Source organism: Mucilaginibacter sp. P4_G9, assembly GCF_056400985.1.
The window spans coordinates 1-16,335 of the sequence record NZ_JBFUKF010000091.1 but is presented as its reverse complement, the minus strand read 5'-3'; the positions used below and the strand labels follow the sequence as shown (position 1 = coordinate 16,335).

Annotated in this window: 14 protein-coding genes and 1 riboswitch; of the genes, 12 read left to right on the top strand and 2 right to left on the bottom strand. The window is 43.5% G+C overall.

The window, feature by feature from the left end; all coding sequences use genetic code 11:
- Positions 1-174: 174 nt before the first annotated feature.
- On the bottom strand, positions 175-1,056 hold the full coding sequence (locus AC1DPZ_RS10515; RefSeq protein ID WP_477402982.1) for a helix-turn-helix domain-containing protein: 882 nt from the start codon (positions 1,054-1,056) through the stop codon (positions 175-177).
- A 337-nt stretch (positions 1,057-1,393) separates the two neighbouring features.
- On the opposite strand from AC1DPZ_RS10515, the gene AC1DPZ_RS10510 reads away from it, so the two are divergent.
- The 8 genes from AC1DPZ_RS10510 to AC1DPZ_RS10475 all read left to right on the top strand — a co-directional run bounded on the left by AC1DPZ_RS10510 (position 1,394) and on the right by AC1DPZ_RS10475 (position 12,281).
- Complete coding sequence (locus tag AC1DPZ_RS10510) at positions 1,394-3,037, top strand: alpha-L-fucosidase (protein ID WP_477402980.1); 1,644 nt, start codon at positions 1,394-1,396, stop codon at positions 3,035-3,037.
- A 9-nt stretch (positions 3,038-3,046) separates the two neighbouring features.
- Positions 3,047-4,315, top strand: a complete 1,269-nt coding sequence (gene fucP / locus AC1DPZ_RS10505) for an L-fucose:H+ symporter permease (protein WP_477402978.1) — start codon at positions 3,047-3,049, stop codon at positions 4,313-4,315.
- 19 nt (positions 4,316-4,334) lie between these two features.
- Positions 4,335-5,351 carry an aldo/keto reductase gene (locus tag AC1DPZ_RS10500; RefSeq protein WP_477402976.1) on the top strand — a complete coding sequence of 339 codons (1,017 nt, stop codon included), beginning with the start codon at positions 4,335-4,337 and terminating at the stop codon, positions 5,349-5,351.
- A 15-nt stretch (positions 5,352-5,366) separates the two neighbouring features.
- Positions 5,367-5,702: an L-rhamnose mutarotase gene (locus tag AC1DPZ_RS10495; protein ID WP_477402974.1), complete on the top strand. Its 336-nt coding sequence runs from the start codon at positions 5,367-5,369 to the stop codon at positions 5,700-5,702.
- 8 nt (positions 5,703-5,710) lie between these two features.
- Positions 5,711-6,727, top strand: a complete 1,017-nt coding sequence (locus tag AC1DPZ_RS10490) for a zinc-binding alcohol dehydrogenase family protein (protein WP_477402972.1) — start codon at positions 5,711-5,713, stop codon at positions 6,725-6,727.
- 206 nt (positions 6,728-6,933) lie between these two features.
- Positions 6,934-8,481: a carboxylesterase/lipase family protein gene (locus tag AC1DPZ_RS10485; protein ID WP_477402970.1), complete on the top strand. Its 1,548-nt coding sequence runs from the start codon at positions 6,934-6,936 to the stop codon at positions 8,479-8,481.
- Positions 8,482-8,609: 128 nt separating this feature from the next.
- Positions 8,610-10,697: a beta-galactosidase gene (locus tag AC1DPZ_RS10480; RefSeq protein WP_477402968.1), complete on the top strand. Its 2,088-nt coding sequence runs from the start codon at positions 8,610-8,612 to the stop codon at positions 10,695-10,697.
- Positions 10,698-10,721: 24 nt separating this feature from the next.
- Positions 10,722-12,281 (top strand): GH39 family glycosyl hydrolase, encoded by a 1,560-nt coding sequence (locus AC1DPZ_RS10475; protein WP_477402966.1) that lies wholly within the window; start codon positions 10,722-10,724, stop codon positions 12,279-12,281.
- A gap of 215 nt (positions 12,282-12,496) precedes the next feature.
- On the opposite strand, the gene AC1DPZ_RS10470 is transcribed toward AC1DPZ_RS10475, so the two are convergent.
- Positions 12,497-12,628 (bottom strand): hypothetical protein, encoded by a 132-nt coding sequence (locus AC1DPZ_RS10470; protein WP_477402964.1) that lies wholly within the window; start codon positions 12,626-12,628, stop codon positions 12,497-12,499.
- A gap of 293 nt (positions 12,629-12,921) precedes the next feature.
- Positions 12,922-13,009: riboswitch (TPP riboswitch) on the top strand.
- Between the two features lie 55 nt (positions 13,010-13,064).
- Here AC1DPZ_RS10470 and thiS point away from each other — a divergent pair.
- From thiS to AC1DPZ_RS10450, 4 genes are all read left to right on the top strand, one after another.
- The gene (gene thiS / locus AC1DPZ_RS10465; protein ID WP_477402962.1) at positions 13,065-13,268 is read left to right on the top strand and encodes a sulfur carrier protein ThiS; all 204 of its coding nucleotides are present in this window, start codon (positions 13,065-13,067) and stop codon (positions 13,266-13,268) included.
- A 17-nt stretch (positions 13,269-13,285) separates the two neighbouring features.
- Positions 13,286-15,169 carry a phosphomethylpyrimidine synthase ThiC gene (thiC, locus tag AC1DPZ_RS10460; RefSeq protein WP_477402960.1) on the top strand — a complete coding sequence of 628 codons (1,884 nt, stop codon included), beginning with the start codon at positions 13,286-13,288 and terminating at the stop codon, positions 15,167-15,169.
- 5 nt (positions 15,170-15,174) lie between these two features.
- Positions 15,175-15,774 carry a thiamine phosphate synthase gene (locus AC1DPZ_RS10455; protein WP_477402958.1) on the top strand — a complete coding sequence of 200 codons (600 nt, stop codon included), beginning with the start codon at positions 15,175-15,177 and terminating at the stop codon, positions 15,772-15,774.
- A 16-nt stretch (positions 15,775-15,790) separates the two neighbouring features.
- Positions 15,791-16,335: thiamine phosphate synthase (locus tag AC1DPZ_RS10450; protein WP_477402956.1), on the top strand; the 545-nt coding region annotated here is incomplete at its 3' end.

Here is a 16,335-nt window from a genome sequence, read left to right as displayed (position 1 = left end):
AATGCTAACTGGTTACCGCTAACAAATTTACAGCGAATTTATCATCCTGCTAATATATCAAACCTGGCAAAAAAAGAAATATATGATGCTGATTACACTTTTAAGAGCAGGCGAAACCAGGCTACACTGAAAAAGGCGAATTGAAAAGAGAGGCTTCCGAAGTTGCACGGCAACCTAAAAACGGACAAAATCAATTTGCTTTTTATACTTACCGGGAGACATGCCAGTAATCTTTTTAAATATTTTGGAAAAATAAAATATATTTTCAAAGCCGGTTTGGACTGCAATTTCCGCATAAGTCATCTGAGTGGTAACCATCAGGTATTGAGCTCGTTCAGTTCTTTTTTCATGGATATATTTTAAGGGCCTTTCACCTGTATACTGTTGAAACAGGCGAGAGAAATAATCGGCATGCTGGTTCGCTTTTTCGGCCAGGTTAGCTACTGACAGATCCTGATGCAGATTCAATTGGATATAGCTGATCGCATTAAGGATTTTAACCGGTATGTGGCCGGCTTCTTTATGTTTGAATATCTCCGGTGTTAAAAAGCGGGAGACCAATTGCAAAAGTATGCCATGGGTCTCTGTAAAAGTCGCCATGTTTTGCTGATTATTAAGCTCCTGGTACTCTTTATAAAAGATATTTTTTTCGTATATCCTGGGATTGTCTGAACGGTTAATGCCCCTTCCTGGATTTATTTCCAGTAAACGGGCAAAATTCAAGATGTCAACTTTTGATGCTTTTACTTTAAAAATAGACCGGTTATAGGCAAACAAGGAGATACCATCGGATGATTCCTCAAAAAACTGGATAAAATACTGGCTCAGGTGAGTTTGGCAGGCAAGGTTGCACAAAGTGAAACTTGGTATCATGTATAAAAATCCGGGCTCGAGGTTCAGTGTTGTTGAAATATCTGAAATTTCGCCCGCACCGGCATCAATGTAATAAAGTCTGAAATACGGACTAATCACGTTTTTATAATTCCATTTCGTGCCAAGGTTCACATGATCTACATTCAATAGCGTAAACGTATGTTTTAATACTCTTTTAATCATAATGTGCAGCAGGTAAGCTACTATAAAATTATTGTTTCATCTGTAAGGATGCCTTTCAGTGTATTTCTAATTGCGGCGTCCAGAACAGGTTTCGTGCTTTCGACAGAACAATAATAAACAAAATGTCGGTTTTGTATAAAAAAAAGTCCCATTAGATCAACTATTTAAATATAATTTAAATGAAATTTGATTTATCAATTATAGATGCAAACAATGTGTATTGCTGATCAACCAATTATAGATATACAGTGACTTATAGAATTTTACTTAATCGTCCGGCTATTCATTTGTATAGCAGATCAGTATAGCTATTTATTAATAATCACCAACCCCAATTATGAAAAGAAGAACACTAATAAAAGGCTTGGCCACAGGGATATCTTCCTTATACCTGTCTAAACTTTATGCTAACAATTTGTTGCAAACCCCTTCAAATCCCGACATTGCCGCCGGGCCGTTTAAGCCAACATGGGATTCATTGGCCGGATACCAGGTTCCGGATTGGTTCCGCGATGCCAAATTTGGCATCTGGGCGCATTGGGGGCCGCAATGCCAGGCCGAACGTGGTGACTGGTACGCCCGCGGCATGTACCAGGAAGGCAGCGATCAGTATAAATACCATATCCAAAAATATGGACACCCTTCGAAATTTGGTTTTAAGGATGTAATTAACGATTGGAAGGCTGAGAACTGGAACCCGGAAGAATTGGTGGCTTTATACAAAAAGGCAGGAGCTAAATACTTTATGGCGTTGGCCAATCACCATGATAATTTTGACCTTTATGACAGCAAATACCAAAGCTGGAACTCTACCAAGCTTGGTCCCAAAAAAGATCTGATTGGCGGCTGGGCCAAGGCTGCTAAAGAACAGGGCCTGCCTTTTGGCGTCAGCGTACATGCATCGCACCCCTGGACCTGGTACGAGGTTGCCCAGCGCGCCGATAAAACCGGACCATACGCGGGCATACCTTATGATGGTAAGCTTACCAAAGCGGATGGCGCAGGTAAATGGTGGAATGGCTATGATCCGCAGGAATTGTACGCGCAAAACCATCCCCTGAGTAAAGACAGCCTTGATGACAACAGCATGGGCTCCCATTGGGATTGGGGTAATGGGGCCAGCGTACCTAATAAAGCCTACTGCGATAAATTTTTGAACCGCACTATAGAATTGATTGACAAGTACGGCCCCGAACTGATTTATTTTGATGATACCGCACTACCCCTTTGGCCGGTAAGCGACGTGGGGTTGAAAATTGCGGCGCACATGTACAATACCAGTATCAAAAAACACGGTAAACTACAAGCGGGACTGTTTGGCAAAGTATTGAATGAGCAGCAGCGTAAATGCATGATATGGGATATAGAACGCGGACAAAGCAACCAGATAGAACCTTTGCCGTGGCAAACGGATACCTGCATTGGTAGCTGGCACTATGATCGCCGCATATTTGATAACAAAGGTTATAAAAGTGCCAGAACTGTAGTACATACCCTTGTTGATATTGTCAGTAAAAACGGCAACCTATTACTAAATATTCCTGTAAGGGGAGACGGCACTATTGACAGCGAAGAACGCACAGTAGTTGAAAACATAGGAGCGTGGATGCAGGTTAACGGCGAGGCGATTTACGGCACCCGCCCCTGGAAAGTATTTGGGGAAGGCCCGGCAATAGAATCGGCAGCACCAATCAACGCGCAGGGCTTTAACGAGGGTAAGGGGAAACCGTTCGTGGCCGAAGATATCAGGTTTACTGTAAAAGGTAAAAGCCTTTATGCCACAATGCTGGGTTGGCCGGCAGGAAACGAAGCCGTGATTAAAAAGTTAGCAGGTAATGAGGCTGGTAAGGTAAGCAAGGTAAGTTTGCTTGGAAACGGTAATTTGAGTTTTGAGCAAACCACAGCAGGCCTCAAAGTAAAATTGCCGGAACAGGCCCCGGGTAAAGATGCGTTTGTTTTAAAAATTGAAGGAGTTATATAATATCCGATCATGACAAAGAATAAAACCCTTTTCCCCTTTATATTAATTACCAGTTTGTTTTTTTTATGGGGTTTTGCGCATAACCTTGATCCCATATTGATACCACACCTGAAAAAATCATTTACGCTGACAACCGTTCAGGCGACCCTGGTGGACTCGGCTGTGTTTATAGCCTATTTTTTGATGGCTTTGCCAGCGGGGTTTATTATGAAAAAATACGGTTATAAAACAGGTATTATAACGGGTCTGCTTATTTTTGCGTTTGGTTCCTATTTGTTTATACCGGCCGCCAATACGCAGCAGTACACATTTTTCCTGGTAGCCTTGTTTATCATTGCCTGCGGATTGACCATTTTAGAAACAGCCGCCAATCCTTATGCTTCCTCATTAGGTGATCCGGCAACCTCTACACAAAGACTTAATTTCGCGCAATCGTTTAACGGACTGGCTACAACGCTGGCACCTATAATAGGGGGGCGTATTATACTTACCAAAGGTTACACACCTGCACAATTAAGCGTAATGACCGAGCAGGGCCGCAAACTGGCACTTGCCGCCGAAGCCTCTTCCGTGAAAATGCCTTACTTTATACTGGGTAGCGTATTGGTGGTCATCGCCATCCTTTTTGCATTTACACACCTGCCCAAAATTCAACACCATGAAGGTCATAAAGCCAGTAAAAACATTTTTCATGCCCTAAAGCACCGTCATTTAGCATGGGGCGTTGCCGCGCAATTTTTTTATGTGGGGGCGCAGGTTTGTGTATTCAGTTTGTTTATCCTGTATGCTCCAAAATCAGCCGGCCTTACAGAAGTAAAAGCGACCTATTACTTAGGTGTATGCGGCGCTGCTTTTTTGATAGGCAGATTTATTGGTACGTTTTTAATGCGGTATTACAGTTCAGGAGTTTTGCTTGCTGCTTACGCGGGCATCAATATCTTACTTTGCGTAGTAGCCATTTTAGGTCATGGCATGGTAACCGTTTATACTGTTATCGGTATTTGCTTTTTTATGTCCATTATGTTCCCAACTATTTTTGCGCTGGGTATAAAAGAATTAAAGGCTGATACAGAATTTGGCAGCAGCCTCATCATTATGTCTATCGTCGGTGGCGCCGTTTTACCAAGGGTGTTTGGTTATATTAGCGATGCAACAGGCAATATCCAATATGGCTACGTAGTGCCATTGCTCTGTTTTGTAGTGGTTGCATTTTTTGGATTTAAAGGCCATCGGGTAAAAGTGAAGGCTGAAGATTTACCGGTTTCGACTATCCTTTAAAAAATAATTCATTCCTACTATGAAAGAAATCAGTTTACCCAAAGTAATTTTTGGAACCAGTGGTTTGGGAAATTTGTATGTAGCCCTTTCCGACGAGGCCAAACGCGCTATTGTTGCCGAAAGCATCAGATGTTCTCCTAAACCGGCTGTGTTTGATTCAGCCGGTAAGTACGGCGCCGGGCTTGCACTGGAATCGTTGGGCAAGTGTTTAACGCAATTGAATGTAAAACCTTCAGATGTGCTGATCAGCAATAAGCTGGGTTGGCTGCGTACGGAGCTAAAAACAGCCGAACCCACTTTTGAGCCTGGCGTATGGCGGGACCTGAAATACGATGCCATACAAAAAATAAGTTATGAAGGTATCCTGGAATGCTATGAGCAGGGCAATGAGCTTTTGGGCGATTATCGTGCAGAACTGGTATCCGTACATGACCCGGACGAATACCTTGCCGCGGCCAAAAACGATCTGGAAAAAACACAACGCTACCGGGATATCCTGGACGCTTATCGTGCATTAAATGATTTAAAGGAGCAAGGCAAGGTAAAGGCGATTGGTGTAGGATCAAAGGACTGGAGAATCATTAAAAGAATAACTCAGGATGTAAAGCTTGATTGGGTAATGATTGCCAACAGCATGACGGTTCACAGCCACCCGGCCGAATTGGTGGAATTTATGCAGGAGCTTGAAAAACAAGGTGTCGCAATTATAAATTCTGCGGTATTTAATGGGGGATTTTTAACCGGATCGGCTTATTATAATTATCAGTTAAAAGATCCTGTAAAAGACAAAGGTTTGTATCAGTGGCGGGAGGTGTTTTACCGGGCCTGCAAAGATTATAATATTAAACCGGTAGATGCATGCGTGGTTTTTGGATTAAAAGCGCCGGGCGTTAAAAGCATTGCGTTAAATACCACTAATGCCGAAAGGGTGGCATTGAATGTTGGGGTKGCTTCTTTGAAAATTCCGGCAACATTCTGGAATGAAATGAAAGAACGGGGATTGATTGATAAGGCATATGCTTCTGCCTATTTATAAAAATTAAATACCACTATGAAAAGATACTGTTTAGCACTCGATTTAAAAGATGATCCACAATTAATAGCTGAATATGAACATTGGCATAAAGCTGAAAATGGCTGGCCCGAAATACGAAAAAGCATCCTGGATGCAGAAATTAAAGATATGCAGATCTATCGCACAGGAAACCGCTTGTTTATGATCATGGAAACCAGTGAACAGTATGTAGCAGAAAAAAAAGCTGCTATGGATGTAGTTAATCCTAAAGTACAGGAATGGGAACAGTTAATGTGGAAATTCCAACAGCCCTTGCCCTGGGCAAAAGAAGGGGAGAAGTGGGTAATGATGGAACAAATTTTTCAGCTTTAAAATAAATAATGATGCAAATAATAGTTTGCGAAGAGCCGGGAAAATTAGCACTTAGTAATCGCGAAAAGCCGGCCATACAAGAAGGATATGCCCAGATCAGGATCAGAAGGATTGGTATCTGCGGCACCGATTTGCATGCCTTTGAAGGTACGCAGCCCTTTTTTAATTATCCCCGCGTTTTGGGCCATGAGTTGTCGGGCGAGTTAGTTGAGCCGAACGGCGCACCGGGCTTTACCAAAGGCGAGATCGTAACATTCATCCCATACTTTAATTGCGGTGTTTGTATTGCCTGCAGATCAGGAAAGCCTAACTGCTGTGCTAAAATTAATGTTTGTGGCGTTCATGTGGACGGAGGAATGGCCGAATACCTGAATATACCAACATATTCGCTGGTTCATGGTGAAGGATTAAGTTATGATGAACTGGCATTGGTAGAACCATTAGCCATAGGTGCGCATGGGATCAGGCGAGCGGGTGTAAAACCCGGCGAATATGTATTGGTGATAGGAGCCGGGCCAATAGGCCTCGGAATAATGGAGTTTGCCCGCATTGCAGGAGCTAAAGTAATTGCCATGGACCTCAACACAAAAAGGCTTGAATTTTGCAGAGACAGACTAAAGATTGATCATATTATTAACGTATCTACTGAAGATGTATTGGAGCAACTGGCCACAATAACAAAAGGAGATATGCCTACAGTGGTGATTGATGCAACAGGTAGCTTGAAAGCAATTAATAGCGGATTTCAATATATGGCGCATGGAGCCAGGTATGTTTTGGTTGGTTTGCAAAAAGGAGATATTAGTTTGAGTCACCCGGAATTTCACAAGCGCGAGGCCACTTTAATGAGCAGCCGTAACGCTACACGGGAAGATTTTGAGCATGTTATTGCGTCCATGAAAAAAGGCTTGGTTCAACCGTCTAATTACATTAMCCATCGTGTACAATTTGACAAGGTTCCAAATGAATTTGAAAGCTGGCTCGATCCGGCGAACGGCGTAATTAAAGCGATGATAGAGGTATAAAAGGAACGTTTTTTTACGATCCTTATTAATAGGGGTAAGGATGGTTATAGTAACCGTTCCGAAAATAATTTTGAAATTTATCCGCCAACTCATTGGAAAAATTGAGCATCAGGTAAGTGAGGATAGCAATATTTCAAACTCTTCTCGATGCCCTTCAAGGTCGTTCATTTAATGTAGCTTTGATAAGCCAATAATTATAAATGTTTATGAAACATCTCATTTTTTTGCTTGCTCTGCTGCTTGCCGCTCAATTGATGCAAACCCAACCCTCTCCGGTTAAAGTGAAAGAGGGGTTAGTACAAGGAATTTCTGAAAGAGGTCTTACCGTTTATAAAGGCATTCCTTTTGCAATGCCTCCGGTAGGCGAACTGCGCTGGCGCGCTCCGCAGCCCGCCGCAAAATGGGATGGCATTCGCCATGCCGATAAATTTGCCCCGGAGCCCATGCAACAGGGTGGCAATCCCATTTCAGGAAAAAGTGAAGATTGCCTGTATCTGAACGTTTGGACACCCGCTAAATCGCCGGCGGACAAAATACCGGTGCTGGTATGGATATACGGCGGAGCATTTAACTTTGGGGGCACTGCCGAGCCATCTTATAACGGGGAGAAGCTGGCAAAAAAAGGTGTGGTATTGGTAAGCATCGCCTACCGGGTAGGACAGCTTGGATTTTTAGCGCATTCCGAACTTAGCGCCGAGAATCCCAATCATGTTTCGGGAAACTATGGTTTGCTGGACATGATCGCCGGCCTTAAATGGATTAGGGAAAATATTGCCGCTTTTGGCGGTGATCCTAATAAAGTTACAATTTTTGGTGAATCGGCAGGTGGCATTGCGGTAAGTATGTTATGTGCAAGCCCTCTGGCTAAAGGCCTTTTCCATGGTGCAATCTCCCAAAGCGGCGGTTCATTTGGGCCTACACGTGCTACAACTTATCCTGGTGAAAATATGAAAAGCTTGTCTTATGCGGAAGCTGCAGGAGCAGCATACGTTAAAGACGCCGGTTTTACTTCAATTGCTGATTTGCGAAAGATAGATGCCGATAAACTGCCCGCTGTACGTGGATTAGCGTGGCCTATTATAGACGGCCGGGTAATACCCGGCGACCAATATAAACGCTATGAAGAGGGAAAATATAACGAAATACCTGTCCTGGTAGGTTATAACTCCGATGAGGGGGCCAGTTTCTCGCCTCCCAAAACTACAGAAGATTATGTTGCCGCGGTAAAAGAACGATATGGTAAGTTTGCCGATGAACTTATTAAAGCTTATCCGGCCGGTAAGGTTAGCGTTGCAAAAACTGCCCGTGATTTGATGCGGGATGCCGCGTTTGGCTGGCATACCTGGAGTTGGGCACGGCTACAATCAAAGGGTAAATCAAAAGTTTTTTATTATTATTTTGATCAACATCCCGACTATCCGGAAGGTTCGCCCCATGCGGGATATGGATCGCACCATGGGCAGGAAGTGGCTTATGTATTTGGTACACTCGATGCCTCAAGCCCGCAAACCACTAAAACAGACCTGGATATTTCAGATGCGATGGGCACGTATTGGACAAATTTTGCAAAGTATGGCGACCCGAACGGGGCAGGAGAGCCTAAATGGCCCACTTTTAACAATGCTCACCCTGTTGTGATGTACTTTTCGCAAACCGCGCATACCGGCCCCGTGCCAGGTGCCGCGTCGCTAAAGGTGTTAGATAGTTATTTTAAGTGGCGGCGTTCGCCCGAGGGTCAGGCTGAGGCCAAATAACACTTGTATTATAAACAAATGTAATGTATTAACTATAGCTTAACTTATACGTCAACTGTATCCATACCAAACGAAATTTATATTAAACAACTTTATAACAGCTGCCGTAAAAAAGCAGGGACCTTTAGATGAGAAAATTAATAATTATAATTATATTAGGGATATTAATCCCTTCGGCAGCGTTAAAAGCACAGGAAATCAGCCGGTTTTTCCCGGAAAAAGATTTGGTAACAACGGGTATCTATTATTATCCCGAACATTGGAGTGAAGCCCAATGGGAAAGGGATATAAAAAAGATATCAGACATGGGTTTTGAGTTTGTACACCTGGCCGAATTTGCCTGGTTTAAAATGGAGCCCGAAGAAGGACGGTTTGATTTTGCCTGGCTTGACAGGGTAGTGGGCCTTTGCACAAAGTACCACCTTAAAGTGTTGTTGTGTACGCCTTCTGCAACCACACCAACGTGGATGCGGATAAACTACCCGGAGACGTTTGTTATGGATGGCCACTATATCCGTGCGGAAAATGGCACGCGGGGCCTGGAATCAATGGTCAATCCAAAATTTCGTGGCTATGTACAAAGAATAGTGGCGGAAATGGCAAAGCGATACGGGCAAAACAAAAATGTGATGGGCTGGCAAATAGATAATGAACCCGGTGCTGTGTCTGACTATAGTCCCTCATCGCAGGAAGCATTCAGAACGTGGCTGAAAAATAAATACAAAACCACTGATGCATTAAATATTGCCTGGGGTGCCGCATTCTGGAGCCAGTGGTTTAATAGTTTTGATCAGGTTATCATCCCTAATACTAACCTCGTAGGTTGGTGGGGTAATAATCCCCATGCCTTACTGGATTTTAAAAGATATTCTGCAGATGCCCAGGCTGAGTTCCTTGATTTTCAGGCAGAAGTTTTACGCAGTTACGTTTCAAAGGCGCAATTTGTTACCACCAACTATACTGCCGTTTGCACGGGTTCAGATCCTAACCGTACCACAAAACTGGATTTTGCGGCATACACGGCATATCCAAACGGCGGTACTGATAATATTGGCGAATCGGGTTTCCGTTTAGGCAACAGCGATGTCGTTCTTTTTGCTTCAGAATATTACAAATCTGTGGGCGGTGTCTCAGGGGTTTTGGAGATTCAACCAGGCCCCGTTAATTGGGGGAGCTACAACCCCCTGCTTTTACCAGGTACCGTTCGGCTATGGTTGTACCACAGCTTTGCGGCGGGAGGAAAGATCGCCTGTTCGTACCGCTTTCGTCAAATTTTATATGGTGCAGAACAATATCATGCCGCTGTAATACAAACGGATGGCGTAACACCTTCGCAGGGCGGTAAAGACTATATGCAGTTTATGAAAGAAATAACAGAACTGAGGAGGAAATTTACGCCAGGCACGAAGATGCCGGCCAAGCTGGCCGCACGGTCGACAGCGCTTCTGTGGAATGTGGAAAATTACTGGAGCATTGACAGGCAAAAACAAACAGGACAATGGAATACATGGGATTATCCGATAAAATTCCTTAAAACTGCAAGGTCATTGGGTGCACCTGTTGATGTAATTCAGGAAACGGCAGATTTGTCGAAGTATAAATGTGTAATCGTTCCCGCTTATGAAATGATTGATTCTGCATTGGTAAAAAAATGGAATGACTATGTAGTCAAAGGCGGCCATCTGGTTATTACCTGCCGTACGGGTACCAAAGATCGCAGAGGGCATTTTTGGGAAGGGGAGACCGCCTTGCCAATTTCAAACCTGATTGGTGCCCATGTAAGCCAAACCGATATGCTTTCATCATATGGTAAAGGCGATATACTGATGAATTCGAATCATTATCCGTGGCATAGTTGGGCGGATTTGCTTGTGCCGGATGATACTACCGGTGTGCTGGCCACATATAATAACCAGTTCTATAAAGGAAAAGCTGCTGTAGTAAAACACCGGATTGGCAAAGGCGACGTCACCTATATCGGTGTAGATAGCGATGATTCTAAATTAGAAAAGGATTTGTTGAGGCAGATTTATAAAGATGCCGGTGCTACAACGGAGGATTATCCTCCCGGTGTATTTGTTTATTGGCGCGATGGCTTTTATACGGCATTAAATTATTCATCAGAAAATTACACCGTTAATCTGCCTGGTAATGCAAAAGTTTTAATTGGGGAAAAAACGCTAAAACCATCGGGCGTGCTCGTGTGGACAGAATAATTTTAATAAGAATTAACAAAACAGATGAAAAAAATAATTTGGGTATTGGTGCTTTCGCAATTCGCTTTTTTGGCAAATGTAAATGGCCAAAGAGCGATTAACGTAGATTTAAACAAGACATCGGGTAAGCTTAATAGCATGTTTAATGCCTGCGTAGGCGCAGGCAGGGCAAATGAAGGGCTCCGTGCCGACTGGCAGCAACAACTGGAATACGTAAGAAAACAATGTGGTTTCCGGTATATTCGCATGCATGGCTTACTCACTGATGATATGGCTGTTTATACCGAAGACTCAAAAGGGAACCCCCAGTATAATTATATGTATGTAGATGCCCTGTTTGATTTTCTGCATAAAATTGGTATGAAGCCATTTGTAGAGCTCGGCTTTATGCCTAATGCCCTGGCAAGCGGTAAACAAACAATTTTTTGGTGGCGCGGTAATGTTACCCCTCCAAAAGACTATAACAAATGGCAAGCGCTGATAACCAACCTTGTTCAGCATTTTACAGAACGGTATGGTACCGAAGAAGTAAAATCCTGGTACTTTGAAGTGTGGAACGAGCCCAACTTATCTCCCGGGTTTTGGACCGGGACGCAAGACGATTATTTCAAATTGTACGATTATTCCGCCAAAGCAATTAAAAGCGTAAACCCCGGATATAAAGTGGGCGGGCCAGCTACTGCAGGCGCGGCCTGGGTTCCCGAAATGATAAGCCATTGCAGCAAAAATAACATTCCAATAGATTTTGTAAGCACCCATTCATATGGGGTAAACCAAGGCTTTCTGGATGAGTATGGCAACTCGGGTACGGTATTAAGTAAAGATTCGCTGGCAGTAAGCGGCGACGTATTGAAATCCCGTAAACAAATTTCTCAATCACCTAAGCCAGGCCTGGAACTGCATTACACGGAATGGAGCTCATCCTATACACCGGCAGATCCTGTGCACGACAGTTATCAGGAAGCAGCCTATATCCTGGAGAAATTAAAACAAGTTGGCAACGCGGCCAACTCCATGTCATACTGGGTTTTTACCGATGTTTTTGAAGAACCGGGCCCACGGTTTACACCTTTTCATGGAGGTTTTGGTTTACTCAACATTCAAGGTATAAACAAGCCGGCTTTTTATTCTTATAAATTTATGAATAAGCTTGGAGGAACCGAATTAGCTAATAATGACACACGTTCATGGGTTTGTAAAAATGATAAAGGGGATATCCAGGCATTATTGTGGGATTATACCTATACTTTACCGGATTCTGTCAATAATCAATCTTACTATATAAAGGATTTGCCTGCCAAATCAAAAGGCAAAATAAAAATAAACTTATCGCATGTGCCTGCCGGAAAATATACAATGGAAATTTATAAAGTAGGTTATAGGATGAACGATGCCTATACAAGTTATGTGGATATGGGCAGGCCTGGACAGCTGAACAGGCAGCAGGTTGAAAAGTTAAAAGAAGAAAATGGCTCTCCTGTTGCAAAACGGGAAATTGAAATCAAGCCTAATTCCGGGTATTCCCAGGAGTTTGATATCCGGGAAAATGATGTTATCCTGGTAAACTTTATTAAAAAATCTTAACCCATGAACGTATTAATACCAAAGTTGAAAATAGTAAAGATAACATGTAGCTGTATGCTTTTTTTTCCTGCTGATAGTAGGAATGGCAAATGCACAGCGCATGCTGAACGATAATGAACAAAAAGAATATCGCATGACAACAAATCGAGATTCCAAGATTCAATAAAAATTATAACCCATTATTAATATATCATGAAAACTATTTCGAATTTCTGTTAAATAAATGAATTAACCAGCTCGTTGTCATCCCGGCGATAACCATTTCCCAGTTTTAGCTCGTTCTTCAAGCCCTGTTGTTTTTCCTGTTTAAGTTCTCGTTTGTTTTGCGGAGACTGTTTATCCGCCAAGATTTGACAAAACGCTTCGGCCGCTCAGGTATGTTCGATGCTTGTGCGTAGCTACCTTATCGACAGAAGCCTCTACTGATTTGGGCAAAAAGAGATCAGCCTGGCGTCATAGACAGGCTGATCTCTTTTTGTAGTAGCCCAGAAGGGAAATTCTTAGAACACTTATTGGAGAGGCCATTGAGCCGATTTTAAATAGCATTGATGAAAACATACCCCCCATCATAAATTAATAATGACATAGGCTAATAGCAGAATAAAAAGTAAATTAAATACGAAATACTTTATATCTTTACAAAAAACTTTAGGGGTGCCTTGTGCTGAGAAATACCCTTTGAACCTGATGCAGTTAGTACTGCCGAAGGGAAAAGTAGAACAACCCCGTGTTGTTTACCAATCCTCCAACGGGTCCATTCCTATCGTTTAAAAATTAAACAGGATGGAGATCATCGTAAATCAACAAAATTATTCCGTTTCCGACGTTTGCACAGTACAGCAAATGGTTGATACTGTTCTTGCGCTGCCCGTCAAAGGCATCGCTATAGCTGTCAATCAGGAGATTATTGCTAAAAATAATTGGACAACCCATATTCTGCAGCCCGGTGATAACCTCACCATCATCCAAGCAACCCAAGGCGGATAAAACATAAAAACCAAATTATGAAAACTGAAAAAATTCCAAACGAACAAGTGATCAGCCGAACGCCGTTGCCGGCCTCCCGCAAAGTGTATGTTAAAGGGCTGCTCCATAATATTGAAGTGGCCATGCGCGAGGTAAGCCTGAGCGACACCAAACTGCACGGCCGGTTTGGCGAAACCGAACCAAATGCACCGGTAACTATTTATGATACCAGCGGCCCCTTTACCGACCCGGATATAGAAATTGACGTAAAACAAGGCTTACCGCGTTTGCGTGAGCAATGGATAGTGGACCGGGGCGATGTGGAGCAGCTGGGCGAAATTTCTTCCGATTATGGAAATCTGCGTGCCAATGATCAAAACCTGGACGGTTTGAGATTTGCGCATATCAGCAAACCGTACCGTGCCAAACCGGGGATGAATGTATCGCAGATGCATTACGCCCGGAAGGGCGTTATTACCCCCGAAATGGAGTATATCGCTATTCGTGAAAACCAGCGTATAGACTTGCTAAAAGAACAATTGAACGGGCAGTATGAGGTAATGGCCCATCAACACCCTGGCCATAGTTTTGGCGCTAACACCCCAAAAGGCTACATCACCCCTGAATTTGTACGTGCCGAGGTAGCTTCCGGACGGGCCGTTATACCCTCCAATATTAATCACCCCGAAAGTGAGCCGATGATCATCGGACGTAACTTCCTGGTTAAGATCAATGCCAATATCGGTAACTCTGCTGTTACTTCCAGTATCGAGGAAGAGGTCGAAAAAACCGTTTGGGCCTGCCGCTGGGGTGCAGATACGATCATGGATTTGTCTACCGGTAAAAACATTCACGAAACCCGCGAATGGATTATCCGTAACTCGCCGGTACCGATCGGTACCGTACCTATTTACCRGGCGTTAGAAAAAGCAAACGGCAAGGCCGAAGACCTGACCTGGGAGCTTTTCAGGGATACACTGATAGAGCAGGCCGAACAAGGCGTTGATTATTTTACCATTCATGCAGGCGTATTATTACGCTATGTACCGCTAACGGCCAAGCGTATTACAGGCATTGTGTCCCGTGGCGGCTCTATTATGGCCAAATGGTGCCTGGCACATCATAAAGAGAATTTCCTTTATACACATTTTGAAGAGATCTGTGACATCATGAAAGCTTATGATGTGGCATTCTCTTTAGGTGATGGCCTAAGGCCCGGTTGCATTGCCGATGCCAACGACGCCGCACAATTTGGGGAACTGGAAACTTTAGGCGAACTGACCAGGATAGCCTGGAAGCACGATGTGCAAACCATTATTGAAGGTCCGGGCCACATTCCGATGCACATGATTAAAGAAAACATGGACAAGCAACTGGCGCATTGCGGCGAAGCGCCTTTTTATACATTAGGGCCGTTAACAACAGACATTGCACCAGGTTACGACCATATTACTTCGGCGATCGGCGCGGCTATGATCGGTTGGTTTGGTACCGCCATGCTTTGCTATGTAACCCCTAAAGAACATTTGGGCCTGCCTAACAAAAAGGATGTTAAAGATGGCGTTATTACCTATAAAATTGCCGCCCACGCAGCCGATCTGGCCAAAGGACATCCCGGTGCGCAATATCGCGATAATGCTTTAAGCAAAGCTCGCTTTGAATTCCGTTGGGAAGATCAGTTTAATTTATCACTTGATCCCGATACAGCCAGGGAGTTCCATGATGAAACCCTCCCTGCCGATGGCGCCAAGATCGCTCACTTCTGCTCGATGTGCGGCCCTAACTTTTGCTCAATGAAGATTACCCAGGATGTACGCGACTACGCCAAAGAAAACGGCATGGGCGAAACTGATGCATTATCAAAAGGAATGGAAGAAAAGTCGAAAGAGTTTTTACAAAAGGGAAGCGAAATTTATTTGTAATAAAAATGGAACTGATCGCTATTTCAAGCCCGGTTGCTGTTGATGATGAACCTATCCTCATCAACAACCTGTTTATGGCGGGTTTGAAATGCTTTCATCTCCGGAAACCGGAAAGTGATATCCAATTGGTAAAGGACTTATTGAATGGTATAGCACCCCGTTTTTATGACAGGATTGCTTTGCACCAGTTTCATGAGATTGCGCCTGCTTATGGGATAAAAAGATTACATTATACCGAAAGGGAACGGGAAGCAGCAAGCACAGTACAATGGAAAAGTTACCTGGATAACGAATTTACGTTGAGTACATCTATCCATGATATTTCGATACTTCCCGATTTAACACCTTTGGGTTATGTTCTTTATGGGCCAGTGTTCGATAGTATATCGAAGCCAGGCTACCAAAGCAAATTAGCAGCTGATTTTAAACTGGATAAAACCAATATTAAACCTAAAGTGATCGCTTTAGGTGGCGTGGAACTATCCACCTTGACAAAACTTAAAACCATGGGGTTTGATGGAGCTGCCGTATTAGGTACACTTTGGAATGAACCAAATAAAGCCGTAGAACGCTTTATTCAATTACAGAAAAACCTACCCGTTTAATTACAATACGAATCCAATGATCGATAAACTACATTATATTTCACAGCAACCCGAAAACGGGACACACCTAACCGCCATCAGCGAGGCTTTGGAGGCCGGCTGCAAATGGGTACAACTCCGGGTTAAAAACCAATCCGCAGATGTGATCCTGGAATACGCCATAGAAGCCAATAGGTTATGTAACCAGCATGGAGCGAAGCTGATCGTGAACGACCATCCGGAAATCGCCTTGAAAGTGGGGGCTTACGGTGTTCACCTGGGTTTACTGGATATGTCTGTGGCACAGGCCAGGTGCATTGTCGGTCAAAAAATGGTCATCGGCGGAACGGCTAATACTTTTCAACATGTTCAGCAAAGGGTTGCCGAAGGTGTTRACTATATCGGTYGCGGCCCTTACCGATTCACAACGACCAAAGAAAAGCTAAGTCCCATCCTGGGTTTGGAAGGCTTTAAAGCTATCATGAAACAAATGCGTGCAGCAAATATGACCATTCCTGTTATCGGTATCGGCGGTGTATTGACTGAAGATATTACCTCGCTTATAGATGCCGGCCTATATGG

Coding starts and splice junctions, on each gene's coding strand:
- AC1DPZ_RS10515 (WP_477402982.1), bottom strand. CDS start 1,056: ATGATTAAAAGAGTATTAAAACATACGTTTACGCTATTGAATGTAGAT.
- AC1DPZ_RS10510 (WP_477402980.1), top strand. CDS start 1,394: ATGAAAAGAAGAACACTAATAAAAGGCTTGGCCACAGGGATATCTTCC.
- fucP (WP_477402978.1), top strand. CDS start 3,047: ATGACAAAGAATAAAACCCTTTTCCCCTTTATATTAATTACCAGTTTG.
- AC1DPZ_RS10495 (WP_477402974.1), top strand. CDS start 5,367: ATGAAAAGATACTGTTTAGCACTCGATTTAAAAGATGATCCACAATTA.
- AC1DPZ_RS10485 (WP_477402970.1), top strand. CDS start 6,934: ATGAAACATCTCATTTTTTTGCTTGCTCTGCTGCTTGCCGCTCAATTG.
- AC1DPZ_RS10480 (WP_477402968.1), top strand. CDS start 8,610: ATGAGAAAATTAATAATTATAATTATATTAGGGATATTAATCCCTTCG.
- AC1DPZ_RS10475 (WP_477402966.1), top strand. CDS start 10,722: ATGAAAAAAATAATTTGGGTATTGGTGCTTTCGCAATTCGCTTTTTTG.
- thiS (WP_477402962.1), top strand. CDS start 13,065: ATGGAGATCATCGTAAATCAACAAAATTATTCCGTTTCCGACGTTTGC.
- AC1DPZ_RS10455 (WP_477402958.1), top strand. CDS start 15,175: ATGGAACTGATCGCTATTTCAAGCCCGGTTGCTGTTGATGATGAACCT.